The 20,562-nt window shown below is 61.6% G+C and carries 15 protein-coding genes; 3 read left to right on the forward strand and 12 right to left on the reverse strand.

Annotated features, from left to right (window positions below):
* Nucleotides 1-72: 72 nt before the first annotated feature.
* The gene (locus tag LDB26_RS11460) at nt 73-2,208 is read right to left on the reverse strand and encodes a ComEC/Rec2 family competence protein (protein ID WP_306812029.1); all 2,136 of its coding nucleotides are present in this window, start codon (nt 2,206-2,208) and stop codon (nt 73-75) included.
* 69 nt (nt 2,209-2,277) lie between these two features.
* On the opposite strand from LDB26_RS11460, the gene gltX reads away from it, so the two are divergent.
* Together gltX and LDB26_RS11470 are read left to right on the forward strand one after the other, a co-directional pair.
* The gene (gltX, locus tag LDB26_RS11465) at nt 2,278-3,699 is read left to right on the forward strand and encodes a glutamate--tRNA ligase (protein ID WP_257542094.1); all 1,422 of its coding nucleotides are present in this window, start codon (nt 2,278-2,280) and stop codon (nt 3,697-3,699) included.
* Nucleotides 3,700-3,717: 18 nt separating this feature from the next.
* Nucleotides 3,718-5,004 (forward strand): citrate synthase, encoded by a 1,287-nt coding sequence (locus LDB26_RS11470; protein ID WP_257538502.1) that lies wholly within the window; start codon nt 3,718-3,720, stop codon nt 5,002-5,004.
* Nucleotides 5,005-5,178: 174 nt separating this feature from the next.
* On the opposite strand, the gene LDB26_RS11475 is transcribed toward LDB26_RS11470, so the two are convergent.
* The 4 genes from LDB26_RS11475 to LDB26_RS11490 all read right to left on the reverse strand — a co-directional run bounded on the left by LDB26_RS11475 (nt 5,179) and on the right by LDB26_RS11490 (nt 9,271).
* The gene (locus LDB26_RS11475; RefSeq protein WP_257538503.1) at nt 5,179-6,579 is read right to left on the reverse strand and encodes a sensor histidine kinase KdpD; all 1,401 of its coding nucleotides are present in this window, start codon (nt 6,577-6,579) and stop codon (nt 5,179-5,181) included.
* Nucleotides 6,576-7,658: a DUF2336 domain-containing protein gene (locus LDB26_RS11480; protein WP_257538504.1), complete on the reverse strand. Its 1,083-nt coding sequence runs from the start codon at nt 7,656-7,658 to the stop codon at nt 6,576-6,578. Before LDB26_RS11480 ends, LDB26_RS11475 begins: the two co-directional genes overlap by 4 nt.
* Before the next feature lie 58 nt (nt 7,659-7,716).
* Complete coding sequence (locus tag LDB26_RS11485; RefSeq protein WP_257538505.1) at nt 7,717-8,883, reverse strand: hypothetical protein; 1,167 nt, start codon at nt 8,881-8,883, stop codon at nt 7,717-7,719.
* Nucleotides 8,884-8,968: 85 nt separating this feature from the next.
* Nucleotides 8,969-9,271, reverse strand: coding sequence for a hypothetical protein (locus LDB26_RS11490; protein WP_062066646.1), 303 nt, complete (start codon nt 9,269-9,271; stop codon nt 8,969-8,971).
* Between the two features lie 80 nt (nt 9,272-9,351).
* Between LDB26_RS11490 and LDB26_RS11495 the strand changes: the two genes are divergently transcribed.
* A complete protein-coding gene (locus tag LDB26_RS11495) occupies nt 9,352-12,024 on the forward strand; it encodes a hypothetical protein (RefSeq protein WP_257538506.1) in 2,673 nt (890 codons plus the stop codon).
* A gap of 51 nt (nt 12,025-12,075) precedes the next feature.
* On the opposite strand, the gene LDB26_RS11500 is transcribed toward LDB26_RS11495, so the two are convergent.
* Genes LDB26_RS11500 through nuoL form a run of 7 tightly spaced genes read right to left on the reverse strand, consistent with a single transcriptional unit; the run spans nt 12,076 to nt 20,555 of the window.
* Nucleotides 12,076-12,345: a DUF1467 family protein gene (locus LDB26_RS11500; protein WP_062066652.1), complete on the reverse strand. Its 270-nt coding sequence runs from the start codon at nt 12,343-12,345 to the stop codon at nt 12,076-12,078.
* A gap of 11 nt (nt 12,346-12,356) precedes the next feature.
* Nucleotides 12,357-13,994 carry a ribonuclease J gene (locus LDB26_RS11505; RefSeq protein WP_257538507.1) on the reverse strand — a complete coding sequence of 546 codons (1,638 nt, stop codon included), beginning with the start codon at nt 13,992-13,994 and terminating at the stop codon, nt 12,357-12,359.
* Nucleotides 13,994-14,773 carry a type III pantothenate kinase gene (locus LDB26_RS11510; protein WP_062066658.1) on the reverse strand — a complete coding sequence of 260 codons (780 nt, stop codon included), beginning with the start codon at nt 14,771-14,773 and terminating at the stop codon, nt 13,994-13,996. Before LDB26_RS11510 ends, LDB26_RS11505 begins: the two co-directional genes overlap by 1 nt.
* A 16-nt stretch (nt 14,774-14,789) precedes the next feature.
* Complete coding sequence (locus LDB26_RS11515) at nt 14,790-15,488, reverse strand: biotin--[acetyl-CoA-carboxylase] ligase (protein ID WP_257542096.1); 699 nt, start codon at nt 15,486-15,488, stop codon at nt 14,790-14,792.
* A gap of 5 nt (nt 15,489-15,493) precedes the next feature.
* Entirely contained in the window at nt 15,494-16,930 is a 1,437-nt protein-coding gene (gene nuoN / locus LDB26_RS11520; RefSeq protein ID WP_257538508.1) for an NADH-quinone oxidoreductase subunit NuoN, read from the reverse strand.
* Nucleotides 16,930-18,486, reverse strand: coding sequence for an NADH-quinone oxidoreductase subunit M (locus tag LDB26_RS11525; RefSeq protein ID WP_257538509.1), 1,557 nt, complete (start codon nt 18,484-18,486; stop codon nt 16,930-16,932). The genes nuoN and LDB26_RS11525 overlap by 1 nt, the downstream gene beginning before the upstream one ends.
* Nucleotides 18,486-20,555, reverse strand: coding sequence for an NADH-quinone oxidoreductase subunit L (gene nuoL / locus LDB26_RS11530; protein WP_257538510.1), 2,070 nt, complete (start codon nt 20,553-20,555; stop codon nt 18,486-18,488). Before nuoL ends, LDB26_RS11525 begins: the two co-directional genes overlap by 1 nt.
* Nucleotides 20,556-20,562 lie beyond the last annotated feature (7 nt).

A 20,562-nucleotide genomic window follows, 5' to 3' on the forward strand; every position in this document is an offset into this window, starting at 1 on the left:
GCGAAGGATCAGGGCTACTTTTCAGTAACCCAGGCGGCGAAACAGAATGAGAGCGCACGGCCTGCATCAGATCTAACGCGATCTGCTGTGATCGGTGCGTCCGCGGCGCGGCATCCAGGGATGGGCGTCATGCGGGCTATGGACAGAGCGAATCGTCCCATTCTCCAGATTGATGGCGAGACCACCTCTCGCCGCTAACATAGAGCGATCCACCTTCAGCCACCTGGGTCGGCACCATTGAGGCAAGCGACGGTCACTGACGACGATATCGGCCCATTGGCAATCGCGCATGAAGGCTTTTCTTTCGACAAACATGCGGCTGCGAGTGACAAGCAACCGCCAGGATCTGCCTCCCCTGTCCAACAGGACCGAACACAGATCCGCGGAGCAGCGTGCCTGCGGCAGACTGGCCAGGGATTCGAGAGTTCCATCATAGCCCGCACTTTCCGTCAGGGCATCGCGCACATATTCACCCGCCCTGTCCCGCAGCAAAGCCATGCCATCCCCCTCGGTTCGCAAGGCGACATGGCGGCCATCGCCGGTGATCAATATGTCGGGCGGAGGATTGAGCAAAATCGCCAGGAGCCCGATTCCAACGGGCGCCAACCCCCACCAGCGCCATGCGCTTCGCCACAGCAGACACCACAACCCGCCCATCACCATTACGGCAAAGACCCAGTTCGGCAGCGCCGGTCCCAGCGCCACGGCCATGGGACTTCCTCCGACGCCATGGGCAATCAACAGCAAGAAATCCAAGGCCTTGCCAGTCGCCCACCACGCCGGAGCACCCAGACCCAGCAGATCCAGCAGAAGCGCCAAGGCCTCCAGCGGCATCACCACAAAGGTCGTAAGCGGGATCGCGATGATATTGGCGAATGCGCCCAACATACCCGCCTTGTGAAAATGGAAGAAAGCGATCGGCGCCAACACCAGTTCGACCGCAAAGCCTGTCATCAACAAGACCGCGACCGAACGCCCGAACTTGCGCCAGCCATTTTCATCGCGCGCCGCAGCGAAAGCGCGAAATCGCGGGTGCTCCGACAAGGCGATAATTGCGATCACGGCGCCGAAACTCATCTGGAAACTCGGCCCGACCAGTGCTTCGGGCCACAGGCACAGCACGATCAGCGCTCCCGTCGCCACGAGCCGCAAGGTGATGGCGTCCCGCCCCAGCGCCAGACCGCCTAGCACGAGCAGCGCGGCGATGCAGGAGCGCACGGTCGGAACCTCCGCGCCCGTCAGCAAGGTATAGCCGATCCCCGCCAACGCCCCGCCCGTCGCCGCGATCAGCATCAAAGGCCAATTCAGCGCCGCCCGGCGACTGATCGCCATCGTCCGCATGAGCAGGAAGATGACCGCGCCGATCAAAGCCGTCACATGCAGTCCGCTGATGGACAACAGATGCGCGAGGCCACTGCGCCGCATCGCTTCCGCATCGTCCTCCGCAATCGCGCCCTGATCGCCGGTGGCGAGCGCGGCGGCAATGCCTCCCGCCGGCCCTTTCAGCCGATCGAGAATATGCGAGAACAGGCGATTCCTCATGTCAGGCCCACCCGTCGCGGGCGCGATGACGGCGATGGGCGGCAAGGCGCGTCCCGTTGCCCCTATCCCCTGAAAATAAGCCCGCGCGGCAAAATCATAGCCGCCCGGCAAGCTGGGTGGCGCCGGCGGCATCAACCGCACACGGAAGCGAACAGTTGCTCCTCGATCTATGGCGGGCGACATATCCGCCTCCCGCACATTCACCCGCACCAGGGATGGAAGCTCCGGCGCGCCTACCGGCCGCAGCAGCAAGCGAACCATGTCTTTCGAAGGAACGGGACTCACCGACCGGACTTCGCCCGTAAGCACCGCGAATGTGGCGCGCTGCAACGGCGGCTCTCCCACCAGCGCCGACTTGCCCCAAATGAGCAGGCAACCCAGACAGGCGAGTATCCCCGCCGAAACCGCCATCCTCCTTACGCGACCTCCTGTCGGCAGCAAGACAGCGGCGCTGGCCAGAGCCAGGGTGACACAGCAAAAAGCGAGCCACGCCCACCGATGGGGTAAAGCAAACCAGGTCGCGATCCCGATTCCCAATCCCACCGGAACCCAGAGCGGGATTTGCTCCCTTTCCTTTTCCAGCCATTGTTCCAATGAAAAAGCCAAGGCCTGACGCCACGCCTTCCCCTTCTCCCGAACGGAAGTTTGTGGAGACTCAAAAGCCATGCTAGGGGGCGTCGCGTTCATGAATAGGCAGGGCGAATGTCAGGGAATTCTTCGGTGAGTGCAACGGGAATGAACAAGCAGGTGGTGACCCGTTTTGCCCCGTCCCCCACCGGCTTTCTCCACATCGGCGGCGCCCGCACCGCGCTTTTCAACTGGCTGTTCGCGCGGCACCATGGCGGCAAGTTCCTGCTCCGCATCGAAGATACGGACCGGACCCGTTCCACCGAGGAAGCAGTGGCCGCGATTTTCGACGGCCTGGAATGGCTCGGCCTTGGCGGCGACGAGCCTGCGGTCTTTCAGTTCGGGCGCTCGGCGCGCCATGCGGAAGTCGCCAATCAGATGCTGGCGAACGGCCATGCCTATCGCTGCTATGCGACGCCCGAAGAACTGGCGGAACTGCGCGAGCAGCAGCGCGCCGCGAAGCAACCGATGCGCTATGACGGCCGCTGGCGGGACCGTGCCTCGTCCGAGGCGCCCGCAGACGCGCCCTTCGTCATCCGGCTGAAGGCGCCGCGCGAAGGCGAAACGGTGATCGAGGATGCGGTGCAAGGCCGTGTCGTGGTCCAGAATGCGGAACTGGACGACATGATCCTGCTCCGCTCCGATGGCACGCCCACCTATATGCTGGCTGTTGTCGTGGATGACAACGACATGGGCGTCACCCATGTCATTCGCGGTGACGACCATCTGAACAATGCCTTCCGTCAACTAGGCATTATCAAAGCGATGGGCTGGGAAGAGCCGGTCTATGCCCACATCCCCCTGATCCACGGGTCGGACGGGGCGAAGCTTTCCAAGCGCCATGGGGCGCTGGGGGTCGATGCCTATCGCGACGAAATGGGAATGCTGCCCGAAGCGGTGCTCAACTATCTGCTCCGGCTGGGTTGGGGCCATGGGGACGAGGAAATCATCTCCATCGCACGCGCCATCGAACTGTTCGATATTTCGGGCGTGGGCCGCTCGCCTTCACGCTTCGACATTAAGAAGCTGGAGAATCTCAATGGCCACTATCTGCGGGAGGCCGACGATGCGCGGTTGGCGGCGCTGGTCGCCCCGCGCGTCGCAGCGCGGCTGGGCCAGCCCCTCCCCGCCGACGCGGGCGCGCTGTTGACGCAGGCGATGCCTTCGCTAAAGCCACGCGCGAAAACGCTTAATGAAATTGCGGAGGGGGCGGAATTCCTGTTCAAAAATTGCCCGCTGGATTTTGACGAAAAGGCCCTCGCTCTGCTAGACGACTCGGCGCGCGCGTTGCTGGCAAGCACAGCTGACGCTCTTTCTGCCGTTCAGCCCTGGACGGTCGAAGCGATCGAAGACGTCATACGCCGCGTGGCAGAGGATGCGGGCCTGGGCCTCGGCAAGGTAGCGCAGCCCTTGAGGGCGGCGTTGACCGGCCGGACGGTTTCGCCCGGAATTTTCGATGTCCTTTTCCTTCTGGGAAAAGAAGAAAGCTTGGGTCGGTTGATGGATGTGGGGCACGCATCGGTCGGCTGACAGTTAAGGAGAACATGAATGTCCGATAAAAATGCCACTTTGACCATCGGGGAAGAGACAAAGGACTACGCCGTTCTGGATGGCACGGTCGGCCCGCAGGTCATCGACGTGCGTAAGCTCTACGCCAACACCGGCATGTTCACCTACGACCCTGGCTTCACCTCCACCGCGAGTTGCGAATCGGGCCTGACCTATATCGATGGCGACGAAGGCGTGCTGCTGCACCGCGGCTACCCCATCGGCCAGTTGGCCGAACAGTCCAGCTTCATGGAAGTCAGCTATCTGCTGCTGAACGGCGAACTGCCCTCGAAACAGCAACTGGACGACTTCACCCGCACCATTACCCGCCACACGATGGTGAATGAACAACTCACCGCTTTCTATCGCGGTTTCCGTCGCGACGCTCACCCCATGGCCATCATGTGCGGCGTTGTCGGCGCGCTGTCGGCCTTCTACCATGACTCGACCGATATCAACGATCCTGAACAGCGCAAGATCGCCAGCCACCGCCTGATTGCCAAGATGCCGACCATCGCGGCCATGGCCTATAAATATTCGGTGGGTCAGCCCTTCGTCTATCCGCGCAACGATCTCAGCTATACCGCCAATTTCCTACGTATGACCTTTTCCGTTCCGGCCGAGGAATATGAGCCGGACCCGGTGATCGTTGACGCGATGGACAAGATCTTCATTCTTCACGCCGACCATGAACAGAACGCATCGACCTCAACCGTGCGTCTGGCGGGTTCTTCGGGCGCCAATCCTTTCGCCTGCATCGCGGCAGGCATCGCCTGCCTGTGGGGTCCGGCGCATGGGGGCGCCAACGAAGCCGCGCTCAACATGTTGCGGGAAATCGGCACGGTCGATCGCATTCCGGAATATATCGCTCGCGCCAAGAACAAAGACGATCCGTTCCGCCTGATGGGCTTTGGTCATCGCGTCTACAAGAATTACGACCCGCGCGCGACCGTGATGCAGAAAACCGCGAAGGACGTTCTGGAAAAGCTGGGCGTCGACGATCCGGTCTTCGACGTTGCGAAGGAACTGGAGCATATCGCGCTCAACGATCCCTATTTCATCGAAAAGAAGCTCTATCCCAATGTGGATTTCTATTCGGGCGTGATCCTGTCCGCCATCGGCTTCCCGACCGAAATGTTCACCGTTCTGTTCGCTCTTGCCCGCACCGTCGGCTGGGTCGCGCAGTGGAACGAAATGATCTCCGACCCCGCGCAGAAGATTGGCCGCCCACGTCAGCTCTACACCGGCCCGACGCAGCGCGATTACGTCCCGGTCGGCAAACGCTGATCCGCGTCAGGAATGAAGAAAGGCGGCGCCGGTTCAGGCGCCGTTTTTTTTGCTTCATACAGGAATTATGGTCTGCGAAGCCCCTTGCCCGTTTCCACGATCAGATTTCGCTTTTGTTACTCATCAACCGAATGGGGCTTCGCGGACATTCGCCTCGGTGGGATCATCGCTATCCTAGACGGATATGTCCGCTTCCACGGCCTGATCGAGCGGCAACCTCAAGATAAAGCACGCCCCCTGTCCCTCCTCCCCTTCGATGCGAATGTCGCCACCCATCGCCCGGGCCAGCCTGCGCGAGATATAGAGGCCTAGACCGCTGCCGCCCTGATCGTCGCGGCCCAGACGTTCGAACTTCTCGAAGATCCGCTCGCGATCCTCCGTCGCGATGCCCGGGCCCTGATCCGTCACGAAAATGCGTGACTGGCCATCTTCCTGTTCCGTTTCGACCCGCACGACCGAGCCTTCCGGGCCATAGCGAATTGCGTTACCGATCAGGTTGACAAGAATCTGCAACACCCGGCGAAACTCGCCATTGGCGGGCACATGCTGCTCTGTCGCGGGAGCCATGATGCTGATCTGCCGGTCGAGCGCCTTCACGCTCAACAGTCCCGCCGCACGCCGGCCCACATCTGCCAGATCAATCGCTTCCAAAACAACGGTGAAATCGGGACGGTCTATCGCCTGCAGATCGGCAAGATCGTCTACCAGAGCCATCAAATGCCGTCCTGCCGATGCGATGTCCTGTGCATAGCCCGCATAATCGGGACGCAATGGCCCTTCCAACTGGGCGCTGATCGTATCTGCATTGGCGATGATCCGCCCCAGCGGCTGGCGAAGCGAGCGATCCAGCCTCTTGCCGAAAGCAAGGGGGTCGAGAACGGCAGGCGCTGCGATCTCCGGCACCGGCACCGCCAGATCAAGTGCAAAGGCCTTCCCTCGATATCCCAATAATTGCCCGGTCAGGTCGAAAAGCGGGAAGCCGGAAAGATGAAAACGCTTGGCCGGATCGGCGGTCAGGCAGGCAAGCTGGTTACGAAACGCCCGGCGCTGCGTGAAACCGCGCAGGATGGCCATGTCGCCGTCCTCGTCCGGCTGTAGCTGGAAATAGCTGGAAAAGGGGCTGCCTGGCACAGGCGGCTGCAACGGCAAGACCCCGTCAGGATCGCCACCCTCCAGAACCATCTGGAACCGCAATTGCGTATCCACCTGCCAGCTCCAGCCGTCCGATACAGCGGCAAGGTCGGCTTCCAGCAGGCTGCTGTTGTTCCGCAAAAGCGGAATGGGACGTTCCTGCCAGTCGATCACGGACAAATGAACGGCTTTCCCATCCGGCCGCGCCCGCACCCACATATCGATATCGCACTGGTCGGATGCGGCTACCACCGGGCGGGACACGATAATGCCCAGCCGAATCGCCAATCGCGCGACCGCGGCCAGTTGAGGGATGGCGAGACGCTCCCCCAAATCCCCGCCCGTTTCGCGCTGGAGCGCCAATAAGGGTTCGTCGGCACTAAGCAAAAGGCCCTCAGCCGATACCGATGCCTGAATGATGGCGGAGTGCACCGGCATGTTCATCCCGCCGTCACCCGGCGCAGATGATCGAGCTTGGCGCGAAAAGCCGCTGGCGTGCGTAGCGCGCTGACGGTCGCGTCGGCCTGCACGGCATGGAGCGATTGGTAACGCTCCGCCTGCACGACGATTGCCGCGTCGGTAAGGGACGGCCGGACGGGGCGCAGTGCTAGAAGAAGGTGAACATAATCCGAATCCGATCCGCCCAGCGTCCGATTCAGGGCCGCGACCTGATCCATGGGGCCGAACAGCAGGACATCCGCGAGTTGTGCGCTCTCCATCCGTAATCGGCGTGCTGCCAGCGCAATGAAGATCAGGAATTGGCGTTGCGACAGCGCCAACGCCAGCAGTTCTGGTGCATCGGCCCGATCGCCGAGTTGCCGGACGACCACGTCGGCGATGGGAATGGGACCGGCCGCCTCCTCATGCCGGCGCAGCAGGACTTCGCCGGCCCGTTCAAAGGCGGCAATGATGGCATCGTCCGATCCCGACACGCGCTGCACGATCGCTGCAAGACAGGCCGCCGCTGTCCAGACTAGCTCGGCAAAATATTCCGCCGGGACGTCCGGACGCAAAGGCTCGTCCTCTCCACCGGTCGTGAGCCATCGCCCTTCCGCCAGCGCCAGGGCGGAAAGGGCGTTTCCAATCGTCGGGTCATCCGCCGACAGGACAGATTCGGCCTCTCCATCCGCGCTTTCCCCTTCGGGACGACCGGACTGGCGCAGCAGCAGGCTAATCCCGGCCCGCATTTGCATATGCGCCAGCAGGGACGGCCCCAACATTGTGGGCTGCGCGCAAACGGTGGGCCAGCAAAGCGGATCGGGCCATTCGTCCAGCGCGGCGGCAATGGGCGCTTCATCCTGCAAGGCAGCGCGGAAGGCGATCTCTATAGCACGCAGGCAGCCCCCCAGATGACGCCGCGTCTCCGCGATCAGCGCATCATTGCGTTCCCGCCCGTCCAGAGGAAAGAGAAACGCCAGATCGATGGCATGACCGACGGGCACAGCGGACAGACCGGCCATAACCCTTGTCATCGGCCAGCAGTCCGCCAGGGTCGATCCAGCAAGGGTCGGATAGGCGCTCATGCGGGCACCATAATCACACGTCGTTAAAATGCACTAAACCGTCCCAGAGAAATATTTGTCAGCCACGTCGCGTCAAAATGATGGCGCCGGCCGAACCGATCGCACAGATCATCGCCAGATCGAGCATCCAGGAAACGCCCCCAGCCAGTTGCGCGGCGAACAGGAGCAGCAGGGCGCTTCCCGGCGTGAAAATCATCCATGCACGCGCGCCGCCCGTTCGCTGCCATCTGTCGGCAACCAGTAGAATCGCGAGCATCAATGCCAGATAGGAAGCCGTTATTGAGCCACTTGCCATGACCAACCCGAGCAGTGCGAAAAACGGCGTGATGAAAGCGATCCAGCCCAAAGGCGGCGAACGCAAGGCCAGCTCATCCAGCCGGTCGCTGACCTCCGAAAGCAGGAGAGCGAACAGCAGAAGGCCAAAGCCGATGACCGGCCAGTCGAGTTCAATCGGAACCAGCGCGATTGCGCCGATCATCATGGACGCGATTCGCACCTGTAACGCGGGCACCTGACTCCGCATCAACACGGGACCCAGGAAACGCGCAACCGGACCGAAAAGATAATGCTCGATTCCGCCGCGCATCCGGCCGGAGCGCGATGCCATGGACAGGACGGATTGCGCCACCAGATCGGCCTGCTGCTGCCCTTCAATCAGCGTGACGCGCCCTTCCAGCAGGTCATCCTGCGGAACGGTGATCCGACGCGCGCCTTTTTGAACCGCACCACGCACAAGGGTAAGCGCCAGATCCCAGTCGCCGATCATGTCCAGCGTGCCAAACAACAGGTCGGGGCTGATGCGAACCAGTCCGGCCCAACGCTGCCCGGCATCGATTCGTTCGAAGGGCGCGCTCGCGCGGCTGTCATCAGTGACCAGCAACGCATCGCCTTCTGTCCCGGCGATGGCATCGAAATGCGATTGAGAAATAATGGCCCCATCGGCGACCAGCAGGCTGTCCGCATCGCGCGGCATGTCGCGCACCATCGCTATCATATCGCGCACCAGAGCGACGGCTATCCCATCCGCGCTCAACCGGTCCACGGCCTGGGAAATCGCCGGCGTGATGACGTTGACGAGGATGAAGATGTGATCTGCGCCTGCACGCGCCGCCTGACGCGCCTGATATTCCACCAGCGTCTGCCCGGCAAAGTGCAAGGTCGCGCGTAACCCGGCGGGCGAATCGCCCGATGTCCGGCTGGCGCTCAAAATGGCCACGAAAGTCATATTGCGAAAGGCCGACCCGTTCTTGTGTAGCCGCCTTTTCGCAAGGCCGGAGCAATCGCGCAAGCGACGCCTTGGCACAAAAGGATCAACCCTGTTCGAGAGCCGCGAGCGCTGTCCGCAATTGCTTGAGAATTCGGGGGTCGCCTGGCGCCGCTTGCACGGCTTCCTCCGCCAGCGCCATCAGGCCCGTCAGGCCGAAACTGGCCGCCAGCCCCTTCAGCCGCCACGCAGCCAATTCCCAATTGGCGTCGCAACGCGCCCGGGCGAGCAAATCGACCTGACGGAGCGCGCTTTCCATGAACGCAACGTGCAGGTCGGCGATCAACGCCGAATCTTCACCAACAGCCGCCGCCAGAGCTGCATTCAAGGCGCCAGGATCATAAGACATGGGCCAGATGCTATCTGGCTTGCGTTAAGTTTTGGTAACAGGGCATTTTCGTTGCAGGAAAAGATGCTACTATAGCCGCCATGACCGGGGGCAGCACAATCGTCGAGTTTTGGCGCGACAACGAAAAATCGGCGATCGACGCATCGCGCGTGGACGATGTATCGCCTTTGGAACAAAGCCTTTTCGACATGGAGGAGGATGAAGCCCCGCCGGCGCAGGCCGATCGCGCGCTCAAACGAACGCAGATCGCCCTTTTCCTTTTTGCGGCGGCATGGCTGACCTTCGCGATCTGGGCCAATATGTCGTCGGGCCAGTGGCGGGCGGGTCCGGCGGTCTGGCCCGGCATGGTCGCCACCCTGCTCATCCCCATCATCCTGTTGGGCGTTTGCTATATCTTGCTCATCCGCAACAGCCGGACGGAAAGCAGGCGCTATCTCAACACGGCTCAGGCATTGCGCGCCGAGGCGGACCTGCTGGAACTGCGGCTGGGCCGGATTGCCAGCCAGCTTGAAGCGTCGCGCCAGACCATGCAGGACCAAGCCGAACTGCTGGATAGCTATGGCGCGGCGGCGAGCAGCAATATGGAGGCTTCCGCCGAATTGATCGCCAGCCGCGCGCAAAGCACGGTGCGCGATACCGAGTCCGCCGAAAAGGCAGGCCAGGCACTCGTCACCCAATTGAATACCCTGATCGAGGCCATGCCGGACCTGGAAGATCGGGCCGCGCGCATGGCCGCCCGGATCGTGGATGACGGCCATGCCCTGTCGGAGCGGATCGATGCGCTGGAAGCGCGGCTCCACGCGTTGGGCGAACTGTCCGACGACACCCGCACGCGAACATTGTCCGCGACCAAGAGCCTGTCGAGCCAGCTTGTGCAGGTGCAGGAGGCCACCCGGTCGGCCAGTGAGGAGATGACCGGCATCGCCGACATCGCCGCCGCTCGGCTGGAAGCGACCATGCAAGGCGCCCGTTCTGCCACGGACGAAAACCGGCAGGCCATCGAACAACAGGCTTCCGATCTGGAGGCGCTCATGCAGAGCGTCCGCCAAAGCATAGCAGCGGTCACGCAAGCCAGCCGGTCCTCTTTCGCGGCGGAAATGGAAACTACCACGGCCCATTTGCAACAGGCGATCGACCAGACGCTGAGCCAACTCCAGCACGTTATGTCATCGACAGTCGATGAACTGGGCAATCAGAAATCGGCTCTGGAAGATCTGCTCAACCGATCCCAGACCGGAATCGCAGCGACAGGTCAGGCGGCGCTTGTCACCATGGGCAACAGCATAAACGTCATTGAAGCCGATTTGCGGCAACGGATGGAAGCCACGCAGGCTCAGGTCCAGGCCGTGCTGGCGGAGTGCGATACGCGACTGTCCGATCAGGCGAAGGCGCTGGATTCACTCGTCACGAGGTCGCGCACCAGCATCGATGCCATTGGCGACGAAACGGTCGCCACGCTTGCCGACAATATGGGTGAAGTCGAAAATCGCCTGCATCAGATAAACGATCTGGTCGAAGGTCAGCGGACCTTGATGGCAAGCCTGCATGGGCAACTGGGCGACACGCTGGCAGCGGCGGAAGAGCGCTTCGGGGCGATGGAGCAATCCTCCATTGCGCGCACCGAAAGATTGACCGACGCCCTGTCCAGCCTGACCGCCGAAACGCAACGGATAGACAATGCGCTGGCTGGCGGCGGCATAACGGCGGAAAAGCTGATCGCCTGCGCGGAAACGCTGCTCGTCGCGCTGGATTCGAGTGTCAGGGAATTGGACGAAACCTATCCGGCGGCGCTGGAACGGTTCGACGCGCGGATGGAACGCAGCCGCACCCTTATGACAAGCGCGACGCCCGAACTGGAACGGCTGGAGGCCATTTCGGAAGCCCTCCTCGGTCGGACGCAGGAAGCGGAAGAGCTGTTGCGGGGTCAAGGCAGCCGCCTGACGGAATGGCTGGAAAGCACGCAGGGCGGACTGGAATCCAATCGCGAATTGGTGGACCGGCTGCGGCTGGCGCTCGACGGCGCGCATCAGGATGCCACGCGCATCACGGAAGGCGCCGGTCCCTTGCTGGTCACGGCTCTGTTGCGGGTCAAGGATACCGCCGATCAGGCCGCCGAACGGGCGCGTCAGGCATTAGGCAGGACCATTCCCGAAGCGGCGCAGGCCCTGGCCGATGCCAGCGAGGAAGCAATGGAACGCGCCATCGGCGATCGCGTCGCTGTCCAGATCGAACAATTGTCCAGAGTTGCCGAGGAAGCGGTCAAGGCTGCACATCAAGCATCCGAAAGGCTGATGCGCCAGTTGCTGACGATTGCCGACACCAGCAGCAATGTGGAGCAGCGGATCGAGCAGGCGGAACGTGCCGCCGAGGAACGCGATCGGGATCATTTCGCCCGCCGATCCGCCCTTTTGATCGAATCGCTGAACAGCACGGCAATCGACGTTGCGAAGATATTGTCGAACGACGTAACTGATTCGGCCTGGTCATCCTATCTGAAGGGCGATCGCGGCGTTTTCACACGACGCGCGGTGAAGTTGCTGGATGCCGGAGAGTCGCGCGAAATCGCCCTCCATTATGATGAGGATTCAGAGTTTCGCGATCATGTGAACCGCTACATTCACGATTTCGAATCGATGTTGCGGATCATCCTATCGGCAAGGGATGGCAATGCGCTGGGTGTCGCGATCCTGTCGTCCGACATGGGCAAGCTCTATGTGGCGCTCGCGCAGGCGATCGAGCGGCTGCGGCAATAGGCGGACCGGCTGCGGCCGGACTTGGACCCGACCGGCTGCATTCCATAGCGATCAGTTTGAGCGGCTATAGCCCGGCAGCTTGTCGAGCGTGACCCAGCCTTCGACATAATTGGCGTAGTAGAGGCCAAACAGCACCGCCGAAAGGATGGTCGCCCGCAAGACGACCACGCCAGGCCTGAAGTTGCTTGGGGCGCTGTCCGCCTGCCCTTCCCGCAAAATCTCCCCGGTTTCATCGGGCGTGCGAATGCCGAAGGGCAAGACGATGAACGCGCTGATCACCCAGAACAGCACGTAAATGGCGAAGATGGCATACCAGTTCATGGGAAACTCGATTAGGCGCGAATGAGGAGGACGTCCACCACCGGCTTCTTACCGGTCCAGCGCGTCGCCGTCCGGCGGACGGCAAGGCGAATGCGTTCCCGCAATGCTTCCTCTTCCCGCGCACCCTTGGCAACCGCCTGGGCTGCCTCGGCAGCGGCTTCTTCCAGAAATGCAGCCTTATCCTCTTCGACCGGGACACCCTGCGTGCGAAGCGCCGGTTGCCCGACCACGCGTCCCTTCGAATCCACAGCCACCGCAACGCTGATCTGGCCATGCAAGGCTATCTTGCGCCGTTCATTCATGGTCGTGCCGTCAGCGGGCAGGATGACGTCGCCATCCAGCACAAGCCTGCCGCTCGCTTCATGACCGATGATTTCCGGGCCTCCGGGCGCCAACCGCAACAGATCGCCATTGGATTGCACCACGGCATTGCGGATGCCCGACGTCAGGCCCAGCCGGGCCTGCTCGGCCATGTGCCGACGCTCGCCATGGACAGGCAATAATATTTCCGGGCGAATCCAGCGATACATGGCTTCCAGTTCCGGCCGACCGGGATGGCCCGATACATGGACCTCGGCCTGTCTGTCCGTCACCATCAGCACGCCGCTGGTCGCCAGGGCGTTCTGGATACGACCGATTGCGATTTCATTGCCGGGAATCTGCTTGGAGGAAAAGACGACCAGATCGCCTTCAGCCAGCTTGATAGGATGGGAATCGAAGGCAATGCGGGACAGGGCGGCACGCGCTTCTCCCTGCCCGCCAGTCGCCACGATCATCACTTCATTGCGTGACAATGCCATCGCAGCGTCCCAATCGATCGTCGGCGGAAAATCCTTGAGATAGCCAGCGTTGCGCGCATTGGAAATGATCCGGTCGAGCGAACGCCCGGCGACGCAAAGGCGACGGCCCGTCGCCACCGCGACCTCGCCAAGGGTCTGGAGGCGGGCGGCATTGGACGCAAAGGTCGTGACCAGCACGCGTCCCTTAGCCCCGGATATGGTCGCCATCAGACCTTCGCGCACATCGCCTTCCGACCCGCTGGCTTCAGAATTGAACACGTTGGTGCTGTCGCACACAAGGGCCAGCACGCCTTCGTCGCCGATCGCGGTCAACTCCTCCGGCGTCGATGGCGCGCCAAGCAGGGGCCGCTCATCCAGCTTCCAGTCGCCGGTGTGAAAGATGCGGCCGTAAGGCGTGTCGATCAGCACCGCATTGCCTTCGGGGATCGAATGCGCCAGCGGCACATAACGGAAACCGAAGGGACCAAGCGCAAAGCTGCCCTCATTTTCGATGACGTTGAGTTCGACCTCCTGAACCAACCCTTCCTCTTCCAGCTTCAACCGGATAAGGCCCGCCGTGAACGGCGTGGCATAAAGCGGCACCCCGAGATCGGCGGCCAGATAGGGGATGGCTCCGATATGGTCTTCATGACCATGCGTCAGGACAATGCCCAACAGGTCATCCCGCCGCTCCTCGATAAAGGAGAGGTCTGGCAATATCAGTTCCACGCCGGGATAGGCAGGATCGGCGAAGGTCAGACCCAGGTCCACCATCACCCATTTTCCCTGGCAACCGTAAAGATTGACGTTCATGCCGATCTCTCCCGACCCGCCAAGGGCCAGGAAGAGCAGCTCGTCTCCGGGTGTCATTATGCTTGTTTACTCCGTTCGTGCAGCAGCGCCAGTCCCTGAATGGTCAGGTCGGGCGCGATGGCATCGAAAATATCGCTATTCTCATCAAAGAGGACCGCAAGGCCCCCCGTCGAAATCACTTTGGTCGGACGGCCGATTTCCGCACGCAAGCGGGCGACCAGTCCTTCCATCATCGCCACATAACCCCAGAATACGCCGATATGCATCTGCGCTTCGGTAGTGCGACCAATAACTGATCGGTTCTCCGGCGGCGCGATCGCTATTTTGGGCAACTTCGCTGCCGCCGCGACCAGTGCGTCGAGAGACAGGTTGATGCCTGCTGCGATGATGCCGCCCTTGTAAGCGCCCTTGTAATCCACCACGTCAAATGTCGTCGCGGTGCCGAAATCAATGACGATCAGATCGCCTTCGTAAAGATGGTGCGCCGCAATGGCATTTACAACCCGATCGGCGCCCACCGAAGAAGGTTGCTCGACATCCAGTTCCACGCCCCACTCCACTGGAGCATGGCCGGCGATCAGCGGTTCAACCTTGAAATATTTCTCAGCCAGCACCTGAAGATTATGGAGCGCACGCGGCACGACCGTTGCGATGATGACGGCGTCGACATCCCCGATCGCATAGCCTTCCAGCATCAGCAACTGGTTCAGCCACACGGCATATTCGTCCGCAGTCCGTCTGGGATCGGTCGCAATGCGCCAGCGCGCACGGATTTCCCCTTCACTCAGAAGCGCGAAAACGACGTTGGTATTGCCCGCGTCAATCGCGAGAAGCATGGCTGTTCCCCGAATATCAGATGAGAAGGATGTCGCCTGCATGAATGGCACGGGGATCGCCATTCGCCAAGCGCAGGATCAGCATGCCATCGCGATCCAATGTTTCGAAGCGCCCTTCCAATATGCTTCCATCAGGTTGGTTGACGCGCATGGCCGTGCCCGTAGCATGGGCATTGAGAAGCCAATGCGTTCGCACCGGATCAAGTCCTTGCGCGCGCCAGATGGCTAGCCAATGGGCGAACAACGCCGCCAACCTTTCAAGCAGGCCTTCCGCCTCAGCCTCTCCTGCGCCTTGTGCGGCCAGGGAGGTCACTGGCCTATCCAGATCCTTTGGATGCCCCTTCACATTGATCCCTATGCCCACAATAACTGCCTCTCCTGCCCTTTCCAGCAGGATACCGGCAATCTTCGCGCCATCGACCAATATGTCATTGGGCCATTTGATGCGCGCCTGCCCATCAGCCAAGGGCGCGATCAGCGCATGAACAGCATTGGCAGCCACCAACGCCAATGTGTGAGGCGCCGGGTCAAGCGCACGAAGGCGCACCAGCGTCGAGCAATAGAGATTGCCTTCCGGGCTTTCCCAAGACCGGCCCATGCGGCCACGCCCGCCGGTCTGCCGCCCCGCGCGGAGCCATGCTCCTTCGGATACGCCCTGCTCCACCCATGCCATCATATCGGCATTGGTGGAGCCGGTTTCCTCGACGAAGCGGATTTCGGTCAGAACAGCGACGCCGCCGCTGCCGCGCTAGCCTTATCCAGCGCGGGGTTGAGCAGATAACCCAGCACGATCACGACGGCGCAAGCGGTCAGGATCACATTTTCGACCGCGCCGCCGCGCGCTTCATAAGCGGCTGCGGGTTCGTCGAAATAGATCGTCTTGATGATCTTCAGATAATAATAGGCGCCGATCACGGACGCCGCGATGCCGATTGCCGCAAGCGCCGCGAGATTGGCCGCCACAGCCGCATCGAACACCAGGAACTTCGCCCAAAAGCCGAACAGCGGCGGGATGCCGGCCATGGAGAACATGAAAATCGCAAACGCCGCCGACAGCCCCTTGCGCGATTGCGACAGGCCCGCAAGGCTGGCGATCGTTTCGACTGGATTGCCCTCCGCATCGCGCATCTGCAGGATGCAGGCGAAGCTGCCGATCGTCATCAGCACATAGATCGCCATATAGCTCATCGTTGCGGCAACGCCTGCGGGCGTGCCTGCGGCGAGGCCGATCAGCGCGAAGCCCACATTGTTGATCGACGAATAGGCCATCAGCCGCTTGATATTGGTCTGGCCGATTGCCGCCACGGCCCCGAAAATGATCGAGGCCAGCGCCACGAAGATCACGATCTGCTGCCAGTCAAGACCCGCCGGTCCCAGCGCCTCGATCGCGACGCGGACTGTCAGGGCGACCGCCGCCACCTTGGGTGCGCTGGCAAAGAAGGTAGTGACTGGCGTGGGCGCGCCCTCATAGACGTCTGGCGTCCACATGTGAAACGGCACCGCGCTGATCTTGAACGCCAGCCCTGCAAGAACGAAGACCAACCCGAACAGCTCACCCTTGGACACACCGTCCGACAGGGCGAGCGAAATGCCATCAAATGCCGTGCTGCCGGTAAAGCCGTAGAGCAGCGCCGTGCCGTAAAGCAGAATACCACTCGCCAGCGAACCCAGCACGAAATATTTAAGACCTGCCTCCGACGAACGCTCATCCTGACGCATGAAGCTCGCCAACACATAGGAGGCAAGGCTGTTCATCTCCAGACCGACATAGAGCGTGAGCATATCGCCCGCCGACACCATCATCCCCATACCGACGGCGGCGAACAGGATGAGGACCGGATATTCCGCGCGAATGGTATGACCCACGGCAAAGAAGCGCGGGGCCAACAGGATCGCGGCTGCTGCGGCACCATAGATCAGCGCTTTGGCAAAGACCGAGAAAGCATCCGCCCGCACCAATCCATCAAAGGCATCAGGACCGTGTTCCAGAGAACAGCACAGGGCCACGCCCGCCACCGCAAGGATAATCACGGAAAGCCAGTTTACGAAGCGCGCCATGCCCTCGCCGCCAAAGGCTGCAGTCAGGAGCAGCGCCAGTCCGCCAGCCGTCAGGATCAGTTCGGGCAGGACCGCCAGAAGGGAAGCTGTATCGATCATCAGTGCGCCTCCCCATGCGCGGCAACTTCTTCATGGACCGCGCCTTCTCCAACCGGCTTGGGCGCACCCATCTCAATCTTGGAATCTCCCGCTGGAGCGGCGGATGCGAGGCGCGCTTCCAGCGCATGAATGGCAGGACGCATGGGCGCGAGGAAACTTTCCGGATAGATCCCCATCCACAGCACGACCGCGGCAATGGGCGCGAGCAGCGCGACTTCCCTGACCGACAGGTCGGGCATAGCCGCCGCATCGGCATTCTTCTGTTCGCCATAGCAGATGCGACGATAGAGATAGAGCATATAGGCCGCCCCAAGGATGATGCCGGACGTGCCGACCAGAGCCGCCCAGGTCGAAACCTGATAGACCCCCATCAGCGACAGGAACTCACCCACGAAGTTGCTGGTGCCCGGCAGGCCGACCGCCGCCATCGTGAACAGCAGGAACAGCACCGCATATTTGGGCATGTTGATGGCCAGCCCGCCATAACGCGCGATCTCCCGCGTGTGCAGGCGATCATAGATCACACCGACGCAAAGGAACAATGCGCCCGACACGAGGCCGTGTCCCAGCATCACCATCATCGAGCCTTCCAGACCCGCCTGATTGAAGGCGAACAGGCCCAGCGTCACGATTGCCATATGCGCGACCGAGGAATAAGCGATCAGCTTCTTCATGTCCGACTGCACCAGCGCGACGAGGCTGGTGTAGACCACCGCCACCATCGACAGGCCCCAGACCAGCGGCGCGAGTTGCGCGGATGCCTCCGGAAACATGGGCAGCGAGAAGCGGATGAACCCGTAACCGCCCATCTTGAGGAGCACGCCCGCCAGAATGACGGAACCGGCGGTCGGCGCCTGAACGTGCGCGTCGGGAAGCCAGGTATGGACCGGCCACATCGGCATCTTGACGGCAAAGCTCGCGAAGAAGGCCAGCCATAGCCATATCTGGACATGCGGATCGAAATTATAGGCCATCAGCGCGGGGATTTCGGTCGTCCCGGCTTCATGCACCATCCACATCATCGCGATCAGCATCAGCACCGAGCCGAGCAGCGTATAGAGAAAGAATTTATATGAGGCGTAGATACGATCCGCGCCGCCCCAGATGCCGATGATGAGATACATCGGAATAAGGCCCGCTTCGAACATGATGTAGAAGAGATAGAGATCCTGCGCCGTGAAGACGCCGATCATCAGCACCTCCATGAACAGGAAAGCAGCCATATATTCGCCGACCCGCTTCTCGATCGCCTGCCAGCTCGCGCCGATGCAGATCGGCATCAGGAATACGGTGAGCGCGATCAGCATCAGGGCGATGCCGTCAATCCCCAAGGCCCAGGCAAAGCGCCCGAAGATCGGGGCATATTCCTGGAACTGCCATTGCGGCGCGCTGGCCGACTGGTCGAAGTTGATCCACAGCACGATGCCCAGCACCAGATCGGCCAGCGTCGCCAGCAGAGCGATCCAGCGCGCCTGCTGAGCGCCCGCGAACAGACAGGCGATGGCCCCCGCCATCGGCACTGCCATCATCAGGGAAAGGATGGGGAAGCCGTCCATTATCGTGTCATCGCCCAGGTTGCGGCCGCGGCGAGGCCGATCAGCATCACCAGCGCGTATGTGTAGAGGTAGCCGGACTGAAGCCGGCGGGTGACTTTGTTGCCCTGCACGACCAGTGCAGCGAGACCGTTCGGCCCGAAGCGGTCGATGAAGCCGATGTCACCGAACTTCCAGAAGAAGCGACCGATGGCAAAGGCAGGCTTCACGAAGAGCACATGATACAGCTCGTCGAAATACCATTTGTTGAGCAGGAACTGATAGAGCACGCCGAACTGCGCGACGAAACGCCGCGGCCAATCTGTATGCTTGATGTAGCTCAGCCAGGCTATAACCAGGCCGGCCAGCATCACCGTGAAGGGACCGAACTTGACCCAAGTCGGCACTTCATGGCTCGCATGCATCAGATGGCTGTCGAACGCCAGGGCGCCCTTCCAGAACGCGACGCCGCCTTCCGGACCGATGAACTGGTCATGGAAGATGAAGCCCGCGAACACGGCGCCAAGGGCCAGCACGACGAGCGGCACCAGCATGACCCACGGGCTTTCGTGCGGATGATAGCCGCCGGTGCCCGTCGACAGAGCATGTGCATCCCGTTCATGACCATGCGGATCATGTCCGGCATCTTCCTGCGCGGGCGCATTGTCATGCTCCGATCCATGGCCGTGCGCGTCGTGCAGCGCGTGCTGGATATGCTCCGACGCGGCCCAGCGCGGCTTGCCGAAGAAAGTGAGGAACACCAGACGCCAGCTATAGAAGCTGGTGAGCAGCGCGGCGAATACGCCGACCAGATAGGCGCCCACACCCGCACCGCCCGAAGCATAGGCCGCTTCGAGAATACCGTCCTTCGAATAGAAACCGGCAAAACCGACGCCAATCAGCGGCAAGCCGACGCCGGTGATGGCGAGCGTCCCCAGCGTCATCGTCCAGAAGGTGATCGGAATCTCCTTCCGCAGGCCGCCATAGTAGCGCATGTCCTGCTCATGGTGCATCGCATGGATCACCGAACCCGCGCCCAGGAACAGCAGCGCCTTGAAGAAGGCGTGGGTGAAGAGATGGAACATCGCCGCGCCATAAGCGCCGACGCCCGCCGCGAAGAACATGTAGCCGAGCTGCGAACAGGTCGAATAGGCGATGACGCGCTTGATGTCGTTCTGCACCGTGCCGACCGTCGCCGCAAAGAGACAGGTCGCAGCCCCAATGAAGGTCACAAAGCCCAGCGCCGTGGGCGATGTTTCGAACATCGGCGAGAGGCGGCACACCATGAACACGCCCGCCGTCACCATGGTCGCCGCGTGGATCAGCGCCGACACCGGGGTCGGCCCCTCCATCGCGTCCGGCAGCCAGGTGTGCAGGCCAAGCTGCGCCGACTTGCCCATCGCGCCGATGAACAGCAGCAGGCAAAGCACGGTCATGGTGTCGAAACGGTAGCCCAGAAACCCGATGGTCGAACCGGCCATGGACGGCGCGGCTTCCAGGATTTCCGGGATCGAGATGGTGTTGAACACCAGATAGGTGCCGAAAATCCCCATCATGAAGCCAAGATCGCCGACGCGGTTGACGACGAACGCCTTGATCGCAGCGGCGTTGGCGGAGGGCTTGCGGAACCAGAAGCCGATGAGGAGATAGGACGCCAGACCGACGCCTTCCCAGCCGAAGAACATCTGGAGCAGGTTGTTCGCCGTCACCAGCATCAGCATCGCGAAGGTAAACAGCGACAGATAGGCAAAGAAACGCGGCTGATCCGGCTCCTCGTCCATATAGCCCCAGCTATAGAGGTGGACGAGGCTCGACACGCTGGTGACGACGACCAGCATCACGGCGGTCATCGTATCAACGCGCAGCGCCCATTGAGCATCGAAGCTGCCCGACTGTATCCAAGTGAAGACCGGCGCGACATAGGGTTCGGCCTGGCCGGTCAGGAAGCTGATAAAGATCGGCCAGCTCAACGCGCAGCTGATAAACAGCGCGCCGGTGGTGACGATCTTCGCGGGCAGCTTGCCAAGGGCCTTGTTGCCAAGACCAGCGATGGCAGCAGCCAGCAGCGGGAGAAGGACGATAAGCTGGATCATGGGTTCA

Source organism: Sphingobium sp. CFD-1, assembly GCF_024611115.1.
Classification (GTDB): domain Bacteria; phylum Pseudomonadota; class Alphaproteobacteria; order Sphingomonadales; family Sphingomonadaceae; genus Sphingobium; species Sphingobium baderi_A.

Coding starts and splice junctions, on each gene's coding strand:
- LDB26_RS11500 (WP_062066652.1), bottom strand. CDS start 12,345: ATGAACTGGTATGCCATCTTCGCCATTTACGTGCTGTTCTGGGTGATC.
- LDB26_RS11460 (WP_306812029.1), bottom strand. CDS start 2,208: ATGGCTTTTGAGTCTCCACAAACTTCCGTTCGGGAGAAGGGGAAGGCG.
- LDB26_RS11490 (WP_062066646.1), bottom strand. CDS start 9,271: ATGTCTTATGATCCTGGCGCCTTGAATGCAGCTCTGGCGGCGGCTGTT.
- LDB26_RS11475 (WP_257538503.1), bottom strand. CDS start 6,579: ATGAACATGCCGGTGCACTCCGCCATCATTCAGGCATCGGTATCGGCT.
- LDB26_RS11480 (WP_257538504.1), bottom strand. CDS start 7,658: ATGAGCGCCTATCCGACCCTTGCTGGATCGACCCTGGCGGACTGCTGG.
- LDB26_RS11495 (WP_257538506.1), top strand. CDS start 9,352: ATGACCGGGGGCAGCACAATCGTCGAGTTTTGGCGCGACAACGAAAAA.
- LDB26_RS11485 (WP_257538505.1), bottom strand. CDS start 8,883: ATGACTTTCGTGGCCATTTTGAGCGCCAGCCGGACATCGGGCGATTCG.
- nuoL (WP_257538510.1), bottom strand. CDS start 20,555: ATGATCCAGCTTATCGTCCTTCTCCCGCTGCTGGCTGCTGCCATCGCT.
- nuoN (WP_257538508.1), bottom strand. CDS start 16,930: ATGATCGATACAGCTTCCCTTCTGGCGGTCCTGCCCGAACTGATCCTG.
- LDB26_RS11470 (WP_257538502.1), top strand. CDS start 3,718: ATGTCCGATAAAAATGCCACTTTGACCATCGGGGAAGAGACAAAGGAC.
- LDB26_RS11525 (WP_257538509.1), bottom strand. CDS start 18,486: ATGGACGGCTTCCCCATCCTTTCCCTGATGATGGCAGTGCCGATGGCG.
- LDB26_RS11505 (WP_257538507.1), bottom strand. CDS start 13,994: ATGACACCCGGAGACGAGCTGCTCTTCCTGGCCCTTGGCGGGTCGGGA.
- gltX (WP_257542094.1), top strand. CDS start 2,278: ATGAACAAGCAGGTGGTGACCCGTTTTGCCCCGTCCCCCACCGGCTTT.
- LDB26_RS11510 (WP_062066658.1), bottom strand. CDS start 14,773: ATGCTTCTCGCGATTGACGCGGGCAATACCAACGTCGTTTTCGCGCTT.